The 16,833-nt window shown below is 41.0% G+C and carries 17 protein-coding genes and 1 tRNA gene; 16 read left to right on the forward strand and 2 right to left on the reverse strand.

The genetic code is table 11. The features are described 5' to 3' along the window. The first annotated feature begins 45 nt into the window (after positions 1 to 45). Positions 46 to 633 (forward strand): CDP-diacylglycerol--glycerol-3-phosphate 3-phosphatidyltransferase, encoded by a 588-nt coding sequence (gene pgsA / locus GFH30_RS01175; RefSeq protein ID WP_153370379.1) that lies wholly within the window; start codon positions 46 to 48, stop codon positions 631 to 633. Positions 634 to 1,096: 463 nt separating this feature from the next. Here pgsA and GFH30_RS01180 read toward each other — a convergent pair whose 3' ends face one another. Continuing rightward, a complete protein-coding gene (locus GFH30_RS01180) occupies positions 1,097 to 1,369 on the reverse strand; it encodes an oxidative damage protection protein (RefSeq protein WP_153370381.1) in 273 nt (90 codons plus the stop codon). A 29-nt stretch (positions 1,370 to 1,398) separates the two neighbouring features. After that, on the reverse strand, positions 1,399 to 2,829 hold the full coding sequence (gene argH / locus GFH30_RS01185) for an argininosuccinate lyase (RefSeq protein ID WP_153370382.1): 1,431 nt from the start codon (positions 2,827 to 2,829) through the stop codon (positions 1,399 to 1,401). On the opposite strand from argH, the gene GFH30_RS01190 reads away from it, so the two are divergent. The 15 genes from GFH30_RS01190 to GFH30_RS01260 all read left to right on the forward strand — a co-directional run bounded on the left by GFH30_RS01190 (position 2,820) and on the right by GFH30_RS01260 (position 16,817). Further along, positions 2,820 to 3,974, forward strand: coding sequence for a sensor histidine kinase (locus tag GFH30_RS01190; RefSeq protein WP_153370385.1), 1,155 nt, complete (start codon positions 2,820 to 2,822; stop codon positions 3,972 to 3,974). The genes argH and GFH30_RS01190 overlap by 10 nt on opposite strands. Before the next feature lie 58 nt (positions 3,975 to 4,032). Next, complete coding sequence (locus GFH30_RS01195) at positions 4,033 to 4,773, forward strand: LytR/AlgR family response regulator transcription factor (RefSeq protein ID WP_153370387.1); 741 nt, start codon at positions 4,033 to 4,035, stop codon at positions 4,771 to 4,773. A 107-nt stretch (positions 4,774 to 4,880) separates the two neighbouring features. After that, positions 4,881 to 5,801, forward strand: coding sequence for a hydroxymethylbilane synthase (hemC, locus tag GFH30_RS01200; RefSeq protein ID WP_153370388.1), 921 nt, complete (start codon positions 4,881 to 4,883; stop codon positions 5,799 to 5,801). Positions 5,802 to 5,813: 12 nt separating this feature from the next. Further along, positions 5,814 to 6,593, forward strand: a complete 780-nt coding sequence (locus GFH30_RS01205) for a uroporphyrinogen-III synthase (RefSeq protein ID WP_153370390.1) — start codon at positions 5,814 to 5,816, stop codon at positions 6,591 to 6,593. Next, the gene (locus tag GFH30_RS01210) at positions 6,590 to 7,432 is read left to right on the forward strand and encodes a hypothetical protein (protein ID WP_153370392.1); all 843 of its coding nucleotides are present in this window, start codon (positions 6,590 to 6,592) and stop codon (positions 7,430 to 7,432) included. The genes GFH30_RS01205 and GFH30_RS01210 overlap by 4 nt, the downstream gene beginning before the upstream one ends. A gap of 3 nt (positions 7,433 to 7,435) precedes the next feature. Next, the gene (locus GFH30_RS01215) at positions 7,436 to 8,629 is read left to right on the forward strand and encodes a heme biosynthesis protein HemY (RefSeq protein WP_153370394.1); all 1,194 of its coding nucleotides are present in this window, start codon (positions 7,436 to 7,438) and stop codon (positions 8,627 to 8,629) included. 9 nt (positions 8,630 to 8,638) lie between these two features. Next, positions 8,639 to 9,067, forward strand: a complete 429-nt coding sequence (locus GFH30_RS01220) for an acyl-CoA thioesterase (RefSeq protein ID WP_153370396.1) — start codon at positions 8,639 to 8,641, stop codon at positions 9,065 to 9,067. Between the two features lie 138 nt (positions 9,068 to 9,205). Beyond that, positions 9,206 to 9,529 (forward strand): H-NS histone family protein, encoded by a 324-nt coding sequence (locus tag GFH30_RS01225; RefSeq protein WP_153370398.1) that lies wholly within the window; start codon positions 9,206 to 9,208, stop codon positions 9,527 to 9,529. Positions 9,530 to 9,700: 171 nt separating this feature from the next. Then, positions 9,701 to 10,444: a type II secretion system protein N gene (gene gspN, locus GFH30_RS01230; RefSeq protein WP_153373323.1), complete on the forward strand. Its 744-nt coding sequence runs from the start codon at positions 9,701 to 9,703 to the stop codon at positions 10,442 to 10,444. Then, positions 10,444 to 11,298, forward strand: a complete 855-nt coding sequence (locus GFH30_RS01235) for a type II secretion system protein N (RefSeq protein ID WP_153370400.1) — start codon at positions 10,444 to 10,446, stop codon at positions 11,296 to 11,298. The genes gspN and GFH30_RS01235 overlap by 1 nt, the downstream gene beginning before the upstream one ends. A 38-nt stretch (positions 11,299 to 11,336) precedes the next feature. After that, complete coding sequence (gspD, locus tag GFH30_RS01240; protein WP_153370403.1) at positions 11,337 to 13,580, forward strand: type II secretion system secretin GspD; 2,244 nt, start codon at positions 11,337 to 11,339, stop codon at positions 13,578 to 13,580. A gap of 63 nt (positions 13,581 to 13,643) precedes the next feature. Beyond that, positions 13,644 to 14,294: an FHA domain-containing protein gene (locus tag GFH30_RS01245; RefSeq protein WP_153370405.1), complete on the forward strand. Its 651-nt coding sequence runs from the start codon at positions 13,644 to 13,646 to the stop codon at positions 14,292 to 14,294. A gap of 78 nt (positions 14,295 to 14,372) precedes the next feature. After that, entirely contained in the window at positions 14,373 to 15,041 is a 669-nt protein-coding gene (locus tag GFH30_RS01250) for a phosphoglycolate phosphatase (RefSeq protein WP_153370407.1), read from the forward strand. 108 nt (positions 15,042 to 15,149) lie between these two features. Then, on the forward strand, positions 15,150 to 16,643 hold the full coding sequence (gene trpE, locus GFH30_RS01255; RefSeq protein WP_153370409.1) for an anthranilate synthase component I: 1,494 nt from the start codon (positions 15,150 to 15,152) through the stop codon (positions 16,641 to 16,643). Positions 16,644 to 16,741: 98 nt separating this feature from the next. Then, positions 16,742 to 16,817: transfer RNA gene (locus GFH30_RS01260), tRNA-Thr, on the forward strand. The last annotated feature ends 16 nt before the right edge of the window (positions 16,818 to 16,833 follow it).

Here is a 16,833-nt window from a genome sequence, read left to right on the forward strand (position 1 = left end):
AGTGTGCATTTTCATCGTTCATGAGGGGAACAATTGGCGGTGTCTATGACTACAGGTCGTATCCTGAATATTCCAAATATCTTGACCTTGGCGCGTATTGTCTTAATTCCAGTATTTTTGTTGGTCGCATATTGGCCACCTGCTGTAGGAATCAATGATGCTGCACCAAATGTGACGCGGCATTTAATTTTAACTGCAATTTTTGTAGTGGCTGCAATTACCGATTGGTTTGACGGCTACTTGGCACGATCATTAAATCAGACCTCAGCATTTGGTCGTTTTCTTGACCCTGTGGCAGATAAGTTAATGGTTGCAGCGGCACTGATTGTGTTGGTGCAATGGCAACCGACCATTTCGATGGCATTTGCTGCAATTGTGATTATTTCTCGTGAAATTACGGTATCTGCATTACGTGAATGGATGGCAGAGTTGGGTGCGCGCACGAATGTTGCGGTGTCTACTGTCGGTAAATATAAAACTGCATTTCAAATGATTGCGATTAGCGTGTTCTTATTGAACTGGCGACCATTGGATATGTTGGCATATGCTTTACTTTATACGGCAGTTGTTTTGACGTTATGGTCAATGATGATTTATTTAAGAGCCGCTTGGCCGTATTTAAAACAGCCTTAATTTTGGCTTAAAGCAAAAAAGCTCCTTAAAAGGGGCTTTTTTTATGTCTGATAGAAAGTGTTTCGTAAAATTATACGCAAAAAAATACCCAGCCTTTGGGGGAAGAACTGGGAATTAAATCGGGATATTTATCGCTATTATACAAAGATGTTTCCATCTTCTTGATTCTCATTATAGACAAATCATTTCGTCAGTCATGTGGCTTCTTGTAGCGGTATGTTGTTCTTTGTTGGCAGCAATGTAGAGAATATTTACATTTACTTGTTTTGATACAAATACTGCGGTCGAAAACGAACGACCATGCCGTTCGCTTGTCTTGCAGTAAAAGAAGGTAGGGCATAAAAAAGAATCCCCAATAATGGAGATTCTTTTAGATTAAAGCCTACGCGGACTTTGTGCTTGTTTTACGCAGCTAAAACATAGTTTTAGCTCTTGCGGCGTGGCGGAGCAGTGCTCCGCTTTATCACGCCTCAGGCTTTAGACCTTCGGCTTTTTCTAAGCTTGCATCGTTGCTAAAGAACTTCTCACGTTGTTCTTCAAGGAACTTTTTCGCTTCTGCTTCAAACACATTTAAACGTTTTTCATTGATTAACGTGGTTTGGTGTTTTAACCATTCACCCCAAGCTTGTTTAGACACATTGTCAAAATATTCTTGACCTTTTGCACCCGGAAATGGGGCAAAGTCTAAACCTTCCATTTCAGCCTGATACTTACGGCAAAATACTTGTCGAGACATATCAATACTCCGAATTAAACTTTAAAAATTTAAGCGTAAAGTTTCTCTAAACGCGTGTAGGCACGAGCAATCGCAGCTTCAACTTGAGCAGGCGCAGTACCACCAATATGGTTACGTGCATTGACCGATGCTTCTAAAGTCAGTGCTTTTTCAAACACATCTTCAGAAATTAAGTCAGAGAACTGTTGAAGTTGTTCCAGCGTAAGCTCAGATAAATCTTTCGATTCTTGCACACCAAGTGCAACTGCTTTACCGACAATTTCATGTGCATCACGGAACGCAACGCCATTTTTCACCAAGTAATCGGCAAGGTCAGTTGCAGTTGAGAAGCCACGAAGTGCTGCTTCACGCATTACTTCAATATTTGGAACCAAGGCAGGAATCATGTCTGCAAATGCCATCACACAACCACGAACGGTATCAATAGCATCAAAGAGTGGTTCTTTATCTTCTTGGTTGTCTTTGTTATATGCCAACGGTTGACCTTTCATGAGCGTTAATAAGCTCATTAAGTCGCCATAAACACGACCGGTTTTACCACGAACCAGTTCAGGTACATCTGGATTTTTCTTCTGCGGCATGATTGAAGAGCCTGTGCAGAAACGATCCGGAATATTCACGAATTTAAACTGCGCAGATGTCCAAAGAATCAGCTCTTCTGACATACGCGACAAATGCATCATAATAAGCGATGCAGCAGCATTGAACTCAATACCAAAATCACGGTCAGACACAGCATCGAGTGAGTTTTCACATACCGCTTCAAAACCTAGCAATTCAGCAGTGTATGCGCGGTCGATCGGATATGTTGTACCTGCAAGCGCAGCAGAACCGAGTGGCATGCGGTTGGCACGTTTACGGCAGTCAATAAGACGTTCTGAATCACGTACTAACATTTCAAACCACGCCATTAAATGGTGACCAAAAGTCACAGGCTGAGCTGTTTGAAGATGGGTAAAGCCCGGCATAATGGTTGCTGTATTTTGAGCAGCTAGACCCAAAATGCCTTTTTGCAATTTTTCTAATAATTTTAAAATAGCATCAATTTCATCGCGGACATATAAACGGATGTCTGTTGCCACTTGGTCATTACGGCTACGACCGGTATGCAGTTTTTTACCTGTAATGCCAATACGTTGAGTCAAACGCGACTCAATGTTCATATGCACATCTTCTAAATCAATGCGCCATTCAAAGTTACCTGCCTCAATATCCGCTTGAATTGCGGTTAAACCCGCGATGATGTCATCGCGTTCTTGTGTGGTCAGTACGCCCACTTTTGCAAGCATAGTTGCATGTGCAATTGAACCTGCAATATCTTGTTTATAAAAACGTTGGTCAAATTGCACAGATGCTGTAAATTCAGCAACAAAAGCATCAGTCGCTTCAGAAAAACGACCGCCCCACATACCCGAAGTTTGGGCTTGTGTTGGATGAGAGGAATTAGAAGATGTGGTCATGTCGGCTCAATCAGATCAAAAGCAGTAGAACGAAAAAGAGTATAACAAATTCAAAGGCTATTGCCGAAGTCTCATCCGATCAATCTTTTACTCATCTGATGGGGCAGCCCGTGCATTCTTATTTTTTTAGTCAATTGGGTAATTGGAAGTATTTGCTCGAGTTATTTGTTGCTGGCAATATTTTGGCATTGATTTTAAGTCTGGCTGAAGCGCAATCATGGCAAAATTTAGATGTTAAGCATTTGATTCAATATATGTTGTATATCAATTGGGTATTGTTGTCTTTTGCTGCATTTATTGAAATATTCAATAGGTACTTTGAAAAAATGCGCATTCAATGGGCATTGCTGTGCGGCTTTTTACTACTACAAAGTATTGTTTTAATTACCACCATCAGTTTAAATATTTTGCTGCATTTTGGGGTGAATTTTAATTTTCATCTGCTCACTACAGAACTTATTTTTAATCGAGTCGGCATGCATCTTAGTTTTGGCATGCTTTTAGGCACATTTTGTTTCAGATATCTTTATTTGAGAGAGCAATGGTCAAGACAACAATTGAGTGAATTGAATGCACGGATCCAAGCGATGCAAGCACGGATTCAACCGCATTTTTTATTTAATAGCTTAAATAGTGTCATCAGTTTGATTAGTATTGATCCCGATAAAGCAGAGCAAATGTTATTGAATTTATCTCGGCTGTTTCGTGCAAGTTTTCAAGAACTTAAACTGGTCAGTTTAAAAGAAGAGATTGAACTTTGTCAGCGTTATCTAGATATTGAACAGATGCGCTTAGGGGATCGTTTAAAGGTTGAATGGAAACTGGAAAACAAAGAACTGTATTCAACAGTTAAAATTCCATTGCTAACTTTACAACCATTGCTCGAAAATAGTATTTTCCATGGAGTTGAAAAAATTCTAACTAAGAGTACGATAAGTGTACTCATCGAAATATTGCAAAATCAAACCAATATTGTCATAACAAACCCATATACAAAGGATAATAAAACGTTTAAAAAGGGGCATGGTATTGCAATTGAAAATGTAAAGCAGCGTCTAAAGGCTTATTATGGTCCGACCATGACGTTTCGTACATTTGCCGGTGAAGGGATGTTTACCACCGTCGTGCAATATCGCTATAAATAAAAATAAATCATGCAAAATATAAGAATGGTCACTGAGTTTGACTGCATAAGGAGGATAAATGGACATCCTAATTTGTGATGATGAGCCTTTGGCGATCGAACGTTTAGCACGTTTAGTCACGCAATTGGGGCATGAGGTCGTCGCAAAAGCAACCCATGGTCAACAGGCAATTGATCTTGCACATCAATATGAACCCGATGTTATTTTACTTGATATTCAAATGCCTGAAATGGATGGCTTGGTGTGCGCACAGCATTTGCGTCAACTTGACCCCATGCCAGCCATCGTTTTTTGTACGGCTTATGATCAACATGCACTTGATGCATTTAAATCCAATGCTGAAGGGTACTTGCTAAAACCGGTGATGCAACAGGATTTAGAACAGGTTTTAGAACATATTACGAAACTTACTCAAGCTCAACTGAGCCAATTAAAACAAAAAGAAAATATGCAAGAACTGAATAATAGCCGCCATCAGATTGCGGCAAAAACGTATCGTGGGGTGGAACTGGTTCCGGTAGAAAATATTTACTATTTTTTAGCAGATCAGAAATATGTCACGGTGCGTCATAAAAATGGTAGCGTTTTAATTGATGAAACATTGAAAGATTTAGAGCGAGAATTTGGTTCCCAATTTATTCGAATTCATCGTAATGCTTTGGTTGCGGTCAGTTATCTTGATGGTCTAGAAGTGGTAAGTTCTGGTCAATATCAAGTGCGTTGCCGTGAACTTGAAGAACGCTTAGCGGTGAGTCGTCGTCATTTGCCCGTTCTACGTGAGCGAATTTTAAGTCTATAAGGCTAACCTCGATGCAGCATAGCGGAAACTTGCATAAATTCACTTGCATTTTAAAGTGATCAGGTTAAGTTTAGACTATTGTTCTCAATTGGCTGTTACTTGAATTTATGAAGACCCTGAAAATTGCGACTCGACAAAGTCCACTTGCGCTTTGGCAAGCGGAACATATCCGTGCACGTCTTGAAGCACTACACGCAGATCTGAAGGTCGAATTGGTTACTTTTGTGACGCAGGGCGATAAAATTCTAGATACACCCTTGGCAAAAATTGGTGGCAAAGGTCTATTTGTAAAAGAGCTTGAAGCTGCTTTATTAGATGGTCGTGCTGATTTAGCCGTACATTCTATGAAAGATGTGCCTATGGCTTTGCCAACAGGCTTAAGTCTTGCTGTGATTTGTGAGCGAGAAGATCCTTTAGATGCCTTTGTATCAAACACTTATGCGCATTTTGATGAATTGCCACAAGGTGCAAAGGTTGGTACCTCAAGTTTACGTCGTAAAAGCCAAATTTTAAAACAACGTCCTGATTTAGAGATTATTGATTTACGTGGCAATGTCGGTACACGTTTATCTAAACTCGATGCAGGTCAATATGACGCGATTATTTTAGCTAGTGCGGGCTTAAAACGTTTAGGTCTTGCTGAACGGATTCGTCATACACTAGATGCTGCGGTGAGCTTACCTGCTGTGGGTCAAGGCGCACTCGGTCTGGAATGCCGTGCCGATGATCAAGCTGTACTCGATTTAATCTTGCCATTATTACATGCAGAAACTGATGCATGTGTCCGTGCCGAACGTGCCTTTAATGCTTATTTAGAAGGTGGTTGCCAAGTTCCAATCGCAGGTTATGCAACCTTGCAGGATGGAAAAATTGCGATCGAAGGTCGTGTCGGAAGTACAGATGGAACGACCTTACTCAAAGCCAATTTAAAAGGTGATATTGCAGAAGCTGAGCATTTAGGCGTGATCTTGGCACAAGATTTATTATCACAAGGCGCAGGCGACTTATTGAAAGCGCTCTATCAGTAAGCTTCTAAATTCATGTTATTTCTGAACACTCGACCGCCTGATCGTGCGGCTTTATTAAGCAATGATTTAAAAGCCGCAAAGATTAAGGTACTTGAATTACCCTTGCTTGAATTGGTTGAAGAACCTTATTCACTGATGCTTGAAGGTTTATATCAACAGTTGCCACAAGCACATGTCATTGTGGTGGTGAGTCCAACAGCAGCACACGTCGGGATGCGTTATTTAGTGCAAGCGGGAATGACTTTACAAGCGTTGACAAAGATACAATGGATTGCTGTCGGTAAAGCCACACAGCGTACATTGGCTGAATACGGCATTTCTAGCATTGTGCCTGATGTTGAAACCTCTGAAGGCATGCTTGAATTACCTATACTTACAACACTCAAGCCTGAATCTACATTGGCTTTTTGGCGAGGTGAGGGAGGGCGTGTTTTTATGATGGATCATTTTCGACAGTTGGGTATTCAGGTACTCAATTTTGTTTTATACAAGCGTCGGTGTCCAAATAATACGCTTTCTCTTTTTCAGCAGTATGTGGGTCAGCTCAATCAAGCAGAGTGCTTTGCTGTATTGATTAGCAGTGAAGCAAGTTGGCTGAATTGGTTAAGCTTAGTCAATGCATATCCAAAAATAGTTGAAAAAGCGTATTATTTAACCCTTGGTCCTCGTTTGACCAGACTTGTGAGTACATATCAACGCGAGCAAGGATTGACGTTAGGTTGGGTTGAAATTGAAAACCTGCAAAAAGAAACGATTTTGCATCATCTAGATCGGATACAAGGGACATCATGAAAAAATTGGTATGGATCATCTCTATCTTGGCTTTACTATGGATTATTAAGTTAAGTTATGATTTTTATGAACTTCATACCCAGCAGCTTGATGTCACCAATAAGATCGGTCAATTACAACAAGAAAATGCCAATCTCAATGACCAAGTGATTGCTTTAAAACGGCAAATGACGTTGGTGAAGACAGCAAGTAAAGATGGTGAGTCAGCCAATCATTTAACAACTACAACTTTAGCTTCTACAGCTGATGATACAGCTTTGGTACGTCAACAACTCGATTTGATTGAATTTGCCTTGCAGCAAAAGCAATATGCCACAGCTTTGGAAAAATTGAATCAACTGGAACAGAGCTTAGCCCATTATCATTTGTCTGCGGCATTGAAAGACAGTCTGGAAGCCGTGGTGGTCAAAGATCGCAATATGCTCAAGCAGTTTATAGCGAATGAATTGGGTCAAATCAATAAACTCAAAGCCTTTATGCAGCAATTGGATGCAGAAATTGCAGTGGAAATGCAGCATCCTTATCAAGAGACAATACATGAAACGCGCTCATTTTGGCAGCGTCTGATTCAGGTGGAATCGGTGAAGCAACCAAGTGCGTTGTTAATGCAGCGTAGCGTCATTTTGAAGGAAGCACAGCTACGTTTGCTCACGGCACAGAGTGCTTTGCAATCAGGTCAGCCTTTGGTGTTTGCCAAAGCAATTGATTCCGTTATAGAAGTCTTGAAACAATTGCCTGATCAAAAAACCAAAACATGGATCAATCAACTGATCCGTATTAAAGCGATCCCAGCAACACCTCTTCCTATGCTGAACACGCGTACCTTGATTGGTGAATAGAGTATGAAACACATTTTAGTTGCTTATCTATTGGTTGCGTTGTTGGGGCTGGCGCTGTTAAGTGTCTTCAGTTATGGACATAGCATGGGCTACGTCTACTTATATTGGCGCGATTACCAACTGCAAACCAATATTTGGCTTTTGAGCTGTGGCTTGTTCTGGGTCAGTTTCTGCATTCATATGCTTTGGTATGCTTTAAAACGTTATTTAAGCCGTGAACAGCGTAAAAATGAGACGGTTTTAAGTTTCTCTAGCTTACATCCCTATGAACAGTTAGCCGTTGTATGGCTACTCAATGCAGCCCATGATCAGCGCGATTTTATCCAACAAGCCTTTAGCGAATCAGGGCTATTAAAAGATGTGATTCAAGCGCGACTAAAAACTGGTGAGCAACAATTTGATACTGCTTTATCAGCTTTAAATGCATCCAATCCGATGGCATTTGAGCTTGCTGAAGTGCAGCGTATCGAAATTTATTTAGCACAAGGTCACGGTGATCAAGCGCTCACCCATCTTGAATTTTTAAATCAACATGAATTATCGCCTTGGTTATATCAGGTGAAGACTGCTTATGAGCAACGGGTAAATATTCTATGGGGTAGTTTTGCATTGCATTATCCATGGTTGTATTTACGCTCGACGAAATATGGTCATTTAGAACGTCAAACCAAAATGAATTGGTTGGAACAATTATTATCAGCCTTCGATCAAGCCACTCACGATGATTTGGAATATTTAAAAAAACGCTATTGGGATTTAAGTGAGCATATTTTAGAAAGTGACTACGACGTTAAAATTTTGTGGTTGAAATTATTATTTAAAATCCCTGAAATGAGTGCTGAGCATGAAGCATTAGCAGAGCATTTATTGGAACAGCAGTTTAATCAGGATGTGTTTTATTTGTGGTTTCAACAACAGTTACTCAAGCAAAATCCAGATTATATGGATGTTGAACAGCATATTGCACAATGGGAAAATAAATACCCCGCAATGCCTGTTTTAAGCTTTGCAAAATGGCATATTCTTCAGGCGACGCAGCGTCCTTTAGAAGCTGAGCAACTATTGGATTTATATCCACAAGATGTACGCATGAGTTATTTAAGGGTGAAATCAGCATTACAAGGACAGGATGCTTTATTACAGCAATTGAATGTCGTGTTTGAATCAAATATGAATTTTATTGACATTAAAATATAGGGATTAAATATGTTTGAATTGACACAGTATCCGATTGTTTATGATCAAAAAATTGCATGGGGTGATATGGATGCCTTTGGACATGTCAATAACGTCATATTTCATCGTTATATTGAAAGCGCCCGTTTAGCGTATTTAGATCAATTGGATATTTTATCAGAGCCTTTATTGACAGTTGTTTTAAGTAATCAATGTCATTATTTGAAGCCTGTCGTTTACCCTGATCAGTTAAAGGTTGGGGTCAAGGTTGAGGAAATTCGAAACAGTGCATTTAGAATGAAGTACACACTGTATAGTGAAGAGCAAAAAAGTATTGTTGCCAATGCTGAAGCAGTCATTGTATGCGTAGATAAAACCTCAATGCAAAAAATAAAAATACCTGAATATATCGTAGATAAAATAAAGCAGCTTGAACAGTCGGTCAATAATGTACTTTAAATAGTAACGTTATATCTTTTGTAGGTGTTGTATTTAATCCTGTATTTTAATAAAAGATATTGATTGAATATTATTTGTAATCTAAATATTATGTTTGGGTTATGTATAAAACAAATAATGTCATTTTTGGAGCGCGTTATGCCGGATATTACGAATTTATCAGTTGAAGAGTTAAAACGTTTACAAGCCGAAGCTGAAATCCTGATTGCCTCGAAAAAAGATCAAGAGATTGAAGACGCATATTCCCAAGTACTGAGCATTGCTGAAAAGGTGGGTTTAAGTATCGAACAGCTTTTGGAATATGGCGCGACAAAACGTAAAAAAACATCACGTAAGTCGGTTGAACCACGCTACCGTAGCAAAGCAAATCCGACAGATACTTGGACAGGTCGTGGCAAGCAGCCCCGCTGGTTAGTGGCTGAACTTGAAAAAGGCGCTAAATTAGAAGATTTTCTAATCTAATACAATTTTGATCATCTCGGAGTACTATTTACTCTACGATTGATAAACCAAGCATTCATGCTTGGTTTTTTTATATCTATGAATTGGCGTAGCCGAAAAAGTGTGCATAATGTGGATATAAAGAAAATACGATAAAAAGGGATGCGTATTCAATATGTCGGGCTTGATGCGATGAATAATAAAACCAAAAATTTCAGATGGTTGATGCTCGCTATTGTTGCTTTTTTTATTTTTGTTGTACTGCAAGTGCCAGCAGCATGGCTGATTGCAAAATTTTATAAAAATGGTCAATTTTTACATAATGTCAGTGGCAATGTTTGGCAAGGCAGTGCGGATTGGCAAAAAGGGAATTTAAGAGGTAGTTTAAATTGGCAGTTAAGACCTCTAGAGTTGCTTTTGTTACGTTTAGCCGCTGATGTTGATGTACATAGTGGTAATACTAAACTTTCCGGTACTGCAAGTTACAGCATGAATAAAACAATTTATATGCGAGATATGCAGGGGCAATTCGCGCCTGAGACCTTAAAGAAAGTTGCTGATTGGCAGTGGCCGAGCAATCCCATTCAATTTAAAGATATGCAATTCAAATATAAAAAGACTCAAGGTTTTAATCATGCTGATGGCAATTTACTGTGGTCAGGTGGTGAACTACTTTATACCTTTGCTCAGCGCCAAGAGCGAATGAATGTCCCTGTATTGTCAGCAAAATTAACCGATGAAAGTGGTCAGTTGGTTATTGATGTACGCGATAATCGCGAGCAAAGAATGATGAACATCAAACTTGATCCTGATTTGATGATCGATGTGCAATTGACTCAACGTATGTTGTTGAATGTCCCTTCTTATGACGGCAATGCAGGACTTGATACCTACGTGATTAGCACGCGTCAACCCTTAATGGGGGCAATGAACTAATGCCACTTAAGTTTGATCGTCTCAAGAACCTTGATCTCAATAGTATCAATCGTACAGCACCGATCGCTTTATTTTTACTTATCCTCTATCTATGTTGGAAGCTTGCTGCACTGTTTTGGATTGTGGTTGCGCCTTTACAAGCGATGCAATTTGAACGTGTGGAACTCGGTTCACAACAAAGCCAAGTGCCGAACATCCATTCATTCTCACTGTTTCAAGAACAAACACAAAATCAAGCGACAGCCGATATTGCAGATCTGACTCTACAAGGGGTGATGATCTCAAACCCGAGTCGTCTTTCATCAGCCGTGATTAAAGTAAAAGAGATATCGGATCGTTTTCGTGTAGGGGAGCGTTTGGGAGATACAGGTTACGAGCTATCTGAAGTCTATTGGGATCATGTCATTATTCGACAGCCTTCAGGTGCAATGCAAAAGTTGAACTTTAAAGGCTTGGAAAATGGTTTAAATCAGCCGTATCCAATCAAAGATCAACCCTCAAGTCAGCCGAGTTCAGCATCTAATCAAGCACCTCAAACTGAACAGCCGAATTCACCACAAGAGGAAATTGGTCGCGCGATTCAGCAAATGAATGAAAACCGTGAACAATATATGCAAAACATGGGGGTGAGTTCATCTGAAAATGGTTATGAGGTTTCAGCGCGAACTCCTGCGATATTAAGGAATCGTCTAGGTTTAAGACCCGGAGATCGAATTTTATCGTTAAACGGTAAAACGATGGGCAATGGACAATCGGAAACGCAGTTATTAGAACAAGCGCGCCGTGATGGACAGGTCAAACTCGAAATTAAACGTGGTGATCAAGTGATGACCATACAACAGGATTTAAAGTGATGTCTTATCACCTATAAGGTTGGGAAAAACCAAAGTTTATGAGTTTATTTAATAATAATCGATCAGCTTGGGCATTGTGTGTTGCTGCACCTTTAATGGCGGTTGTCAGTACGGAAAGCTATGCACAAACATGGAAGATCAATCTTAGAGATGCGGACTTGGCAGCTTTTATTAATGAAGTTGCTGATATCACGGGTAAAAATTTTGCAGTTGACCCACGTGTACGCGGTAATGTAACGGTCATTTCTAACAAACCTTTAAATAAAAATGAAGTGTATGACTTATTTTTAGGGGTGTTAAATGTCAACGGCGTGGTGGCAATCCCATCAGGCAATACCGTGAAATTGGTGCCGGATAGCAATGTGAAAAGTTCGGGCATTCCTTATGATGCCAGAAGTCGTGCAACGGGCGACCAAATTGTGACACGCGTCATTTGGCTTGAAAATACCAATCCCAATGACCTGATTCCTGCACTTCGTCCACTCATGCCACAGTTCGCTCATTTGGCTGCAGTACCCGGAACCAATTCTTTAATTGTGTCGGATCGTGCCAGTAATATTTATCAATTGGAAACAATCATTCGTAATTTGGATGGTACGGGTCAAAATGATATTGAAGCCATTTCGTTACAATCGAGTCAGGCAGAAGAGATTATCGGTTTACTCGACAATATGAGTTCAACGGGGGCCGCGAAAGACAACAAAGGCGCTCGTGTGCGTGTGATTGCAGATACACGTACCAATCGCATTTTAATTAAAGGTGATCCTGCCACGCGTAAACGTATTCGCCAGATGATTGAAACGCTCGATGTCCCTGCGGCAGATCGTTTAGGGGGCTTAAAAGTTTTTCGATTAAAATACGCCAGTGCGAAAAATTTAGCAGAAATCTTACAAGGTTTGGTGTCTGGGCAAAATGTCAGGACATCTTCAGATGGCACGAGTTCAAATTCAAATCTGAATAATAGCTTTAGCTCGAATCAAAATAATAGCAGTGAAAACACAAGCACGAGTACAGGCGTGAGTGGTATTCAGCTCAATAGCAATTCCAATAGCACACAAAACTCAATTAGTAGTTTTAATGGCAATGGCGTGAGTATTATCGCGGATCACACGCAAAACTCGATTGTGGTGAAAGCTGATCCTCAGCTAATACGTGAGATTGAATCGGCGATTACTCAACTCGATATTCGTCGTCAGCAAGTACTCATTGAAGCGGCGATTATTGAAGTTGAAGGCACAGATGCAGATCAACTCGGCGTGCAATGGGCTTTAGGCGACATCAGTAGCGGTATTGGTCTGATCAATTTTGATAATTTTGGGGCGAGTTTAAAAAGCATCGCCTCTGGTTATGCTTTGGGTGGTGGCGCAGGCGCTGCAAGTGCTGTGGGGAGCGGTGCATCGTTAATTCTAGGGGATTATAAAGAAGGTGCAGACGGCTCACGCAAACTCTATGGCGCGATGATCCAAGCCTTAAAAGAAAATACAAAATCTAATTTACTGTCTACGCCGTCAATCGTCACGATGGATAATGAGGAAGCCTACATTGTCGTGGGTGAAAATGTGCCTTTTGTGACAGGTTCGGTATCCACAGGTGCAGCGGGTGTTGCCAATCCTTATACGACTATTGAGCGTAAAGATGTTGGTGTGACCCTTAAAGTCATTCCACATATTGGTGAAGATGGCACGGTACGTTTAGAGGTCGAACAAGAAGTTTCAGATGTCAAAGCCAATAAAGGTCAAGCATCCGATTTGGTGACCAGTAAACGTGCGATTAAGACGTCAATTTTGGCAGAGCATGGTCAGACCGTGGTTTTAGGTGGCTTGATTTCCGATAACGTCAGTTATGGTCGGCAATCTATTCCCGGTTTAGGTGCAATTCCAGGCTTGGGTAAATTATTCCGATCAGAAGGCAAATCAAGTCAAAAACGTAATTTACTTATTTTTATTCATCCAACCATCGTGGGGGATAAAAATGATGTGCGTAAATTATCGCAGCAGCGTTATAGCCAACTGTATAGTTTACAACTCGCGTTAGATTCAGATGGCAATTTTGCCAAACTGCCTGAAAATGTTGAAGATGTGTATCAGCAGCGCATTCCTGTCTCTAAATTGCCGCAACGTTCAAATTATCAAACTGTACCGACGGCGCCAATTTCACAAACAGTCGTCACGACACCAGTTGCCATAGAACCGATGACACAAGTGCAACCGATTCAGCCGGTGCAGCATGTAGAAAAAACAAGAAATACGGTGACGACAACCACTTTGACACCAAACAACTAAGGCATTCGGCATTTTTTTACGGCATGCTATGATAATTGGAAAGATTGAAGAGAAATAAAAGTCATGACTTGGAAAATTCAGGCCATTAGCGGCGACTTGACTGGGCAAGAAATTGTGATTGATCGTGATCTGCTTATTGGTCGTCATCAAGATGCAGATGTTGTATTAAAAGCGGCTGAAATCTCGCGTAAACATGCGGCATTTGTTCTTAAAGATCAGCAGCTTTACATTCAAGATTTGAGTTCATCGAACGGTACCTTTGTGAATGATGTACGTGTCGAGAATGAGGTTGCGCTTAAAGAAGGCGATATTGTTCAATTTGCCAGTTTGAAATTTAGTTTGCTTGCCCCTGCGCCAGTATTGGACATTGAGCCTGAGCTTGAACAAACGGCTGCGAAAATTGTAGAAGAAGCGGATAAAACCCCAGCACAGCAAATGAATGAGCAAGGTATACCTGAGCTGAAAGAACGTGATACAAACGTTCAATTGACGCGTGACGGCATGCCAACTGCTGTGGGTATTCCAAAACCTGCACCAATCGCTGAAGGTATTGATATTCATGCGGTAAAACCAGAGCCAGTGCCAATTGCTGTGGAACAACCTGTGTCGCGTGTAGAAGAAACCAAAGAAGCACAAAAAAATGCATCTGTCGGTTTGGTTTCACTCATTACGCTGATTATTCTAGCCATTATTGCTTGGGTCTTATTTAAATAAGCTGCGTATTGGTTACAATCAAGGCATGTTTCAAGCATGCCTTTTTTATGGCTGCTCAGAAATATAAAGAGGGTAAAGATGTCAGTTGCACAGTTAGCACAGCGTGAAGTTATTCTGTTTGATCTTGATGGAACATTGGTAGATTCTGCTTCCGATTTATATCGTGCCATGAATATGAGTTTGAATGTCTTGCAGCTCCCCTTGGTTACTGAAGCTCAGGTTCGGACATGGGTAGGCAAAGGGACATCTCTGTTTTGCGAAAGTGTTCTGACGCATTTAACAGGCGGTGTCGATCAATCGCAACATCGACAACTGCTGAGTACCTTCTTGGACATTTATAATGCTGAACCTTGTGTCGATACACAGCCTTTTGACGGCATTATTGAATTTTTAGAATGGGGTAAAGCACACAATAAAATCTTGGTCTGTGTGACCAATAAGCCAGAAGCACCTGCACGCGGTATTTTAGAGACATTAAAGCTGAGCCATTACTTTGCCGATATCATCGGTGGTGATCGTTTTAGCGAACGTAAGCCGCATCCACGTCAGTTATTGCATTGTGTTGAACATTATCAGGTCACAAAAGAACAAGTCTTGATGATTGGCGATTCATCCAATGATGTCGAAGCAGCACGTCGCGCGGGAATCGATTGTATTGTCGTAAGCTATGGCTATAATCATGGTGAAAATATAGCAGACTGTCAGCCACAACAGATTGTGGATGATCTACGAGAACTGCTTGCTTAATTTAGGGTGTTAGGGAAATAAAATGAATAGTCGTAAGGTTTTTCGATGGCGTCGCTCAGTCCGATTTGATGTACACACTGAGTCAACCTAATTTAAAGAGAAACCGAAATGACAACACAAGCACAATTCCAAAACCTTGCTGCACAAGGCTACAACCTGATTCCTGTCTATCGCCAACGTTTGGCAGACACTGAAACGCCACTGTCTGTTTTTGCCCGTTTAAAACAACACAAGCAAGCTTATTTATTTGAATCTGTTGAAGGCGGGGAAAACTGGGCACGTTATTCAATTATTGGACTTGGTGAATCGACCGTCTTTTCCTGCAATGCAGGTGAATTAACGGTACAGCACGCTGACGGCTCAATTGAAAAGCAAGCTTGCTCAGATCCATTTCAATACATTCGTGACTTCCAAGCACAGTTTAAAGTGCCCACACAACAAGACTTACCTGCATTGCCAAGCTTTACTGGCGGCTTGGTGGGTTACTTTGGTTATGATGCAGTGCGCTATATCGAGCCACGCCTTAAAAATGTTCCTGAAGCTGACCCAGTGGGATTACCCGATATATGGATGATGCTGTCGAAGACGGTGATTGTATTTGATAACTTAAAAGATACTTTGTTCTTGATTGTGCATGCCGATGTGAATGATCCAGTAGCATATGAAAAAGCACATGAACAATTAGATGAAATTGAAAATATCTTAGCCACGCCGATTAGTCTGAAAGCAGAAAAACACACTGCACCGCATTTTGAGTCTTTAACAGGGCATGATAATTTCTTGGCTTCCATTGAAAAAGTCAAAGAATACATCCGGGCAGGCGATGTCATGCAAGTCGTGCCCGGGCATCGTATGGTGTCTGATTTTGATGGTGAGCCCTTACAGGTTTATCGTGCACTGCGCCATCTCAATCCATCGCCGTATTTATTCTTAGTACAAGGGCAGACTTTAGAGAATAAAACCCCATTTCATATTGTCGGTTCTTCACCTGAAATTTTATCGCGTCTGGAAAATGGTATTGCCACTGTGCGTCCGCTTGCAGGGACGCGTCCACGCGGTAAGACCAAAGAGGAAGACTTGGCGCTTGAGCAAGATCTATTGTCCGATGAAAAAGAGATCGCAGAACATCTCATGCTGATTGACTTGGGTCGCAATGATGTTGGGCGTATTGCCAAAATAGGCAAAGTGCAAGTCACAGATCGTATGGTGATCGAACGTTATTCACATGTCATGCATATTGTGTCAAATGTACAAGCTGAAGTCCGCGATGATGTCGATGCTCTAGATGTATTTAAAGCAACATTCCCTGCGGGCACGCTTTCTGGTGCGCCAAAAATCCGTGCTATGGAAATTATTGACGAAGTTGAGCCAGTTAAACGCGGAATTTTTGGTGGTGCTGTTGGTTATTTAGGCTGGCATGGTGAAATGGACATGTCGATTGCGATTCGAACCTGTGTGATTCGTGAAAATAAGGTCTATGTTCAGGCAGGCGCAGGGCTTGTTGCGGACTCAAATCCTGAATCTGAATGGAATGAAACCCAAATAAAAGCTCGCGCAGTGATCAAAGCGGTTGAATTATCATCAAATGGTTTGATTTTATGAGTTTTTGCGGGTTTTTTTGAAAAAAACACTTGCACGGATTCAAAGTTTTGCTAAACTGCACACCGTTCCGATACGAAACGTACGAAACACTAAGAAACGCCGGCATAGCTCAGTTGGTAGAGCAACTGACTTGTAATCAGTAGGTCCACAGTTCGAATCCGTGTGCCGGCACCACTTAGAAGTTTTGAAG

The sequence above is a fragment of the Acinetobacter wanghuae genome (assembly GCF_009557235.1).
In the GTDB taxonomy this organism is placed as follows: Bacteria; Pseudomonadota; Gammaproteobacteria; order Pseudomonadales; family Moraxellaceae; genus Acinetobacter; species Acinetobacter wanghuae.

Coding starts and splice junctions, on each gene's coding strand:
- pgsA (WP_153370379.1), top strand. CDS start 46: ATGACTACAGGTCGTATCCTGAATATTCCAAATATCTTGACCTTGGCG.
- GFH30_RS01180 (WP_153370381.1), bottom strand. CDS start 1,369: ATGTCTCGACAAGTATTTTGCCGTAAGTATCAGGCTGAAATGGAAGGT.
- GFH30_RS01190 (WP_153370385.1), top strand. CDS start 2,820: ATGTGGTCATGTCGGCTCAATCAGATCAAAAGCAGTAGAACGAAAAAG.
- argH (WP_153370382.1), bottom strand. CDS start 2,829: ATGACCACATCTTCTAATTCCTCTCATCCAACACAAGCCCAAACTTCG.
- GFH30_RS01195 (WP_153370387.1), top strand. CDS start 4,033: ATGGACATCCTAATTTGTGATGATGAGCCTTTGGCGATCGAACGTTTA.
- hemC (WP_153370388.1), top strand. CDS start 4,881: ATGAAGACCCTGAAAATTGCGACTCGACAAAGTCCACTTGCGCTTTGG.
- GFH30_RS01205 (WP_153370390.1), top strand. CDS start 5,814: ATGTTATTTCTGAACACTCGACCGCCTGATCGTGCGGCTTTATTAAGC.
- GFH30_RS01210 (WP_153370392.1), top strand. CDS start 6,590: ATGAAAAAATTGGTATGGATCATCTCTATCTTGGCTTTACTATGGATT.
- GFH30_RS01215 (WP_153370394.1), top strand. CDS start 7,436: ATGAAACACATTTTAGTTGCTTATCTATTGGTTGCGTTGTTGGGGCTG.
- GFH30_RS01220 (WP_153370396.1), top strand. CDS start 8,639: ATGTTTGAATTGACACAGTATCCGATTGTTTATGATCAAAAAATTGCA.
- GFH30_RS01225 (WP_153370398.1), top strand. CDS start 9,206: ATGCCGGATATTACGAATTTATCAGTTGAAGAGTTAAAACGTTTACAA.
- gspN (WP_153373323.1), top strand. CDS start 9,701: ATGAATAATAAAACCAAAAATTTCAGATGGTTGATGCTCGCTATTGTT.
- GFH30_RS01235 (WP_153370400.1), top strand. CDS start 10,444: ATGCCACTTAAGTTTGATCGTCTCAAGAACCTTGATCTCAATAGTATC.
- gspD (WP_153370403.1), top strand. CDS start 11,337: ATGAGTTTATTTAATAATAATCGATCAGCTTGGGCATTGTGTGTTGCT.
- GFH30_RS01245 (WP_153370405.1), top strand. CDS start 13,644: ATGACTTGGAAAATTCAGGCCATTAGCGGCGACTTGACTGGGCAAGAA.
- GFH30_RS01250 (WP_153370407.1), top strand. CDS start 14,373: ATGTCAGTTGCACAGTTAGCACAGCGTGAAGTTATTCTGTTTGATCTT.
- trpE (WP_153370409.1), top strand. CDS start 15,150: ATGACAACACAAGCACAATTCCAAAACCTTGCTGCACAAGGCTACAAC.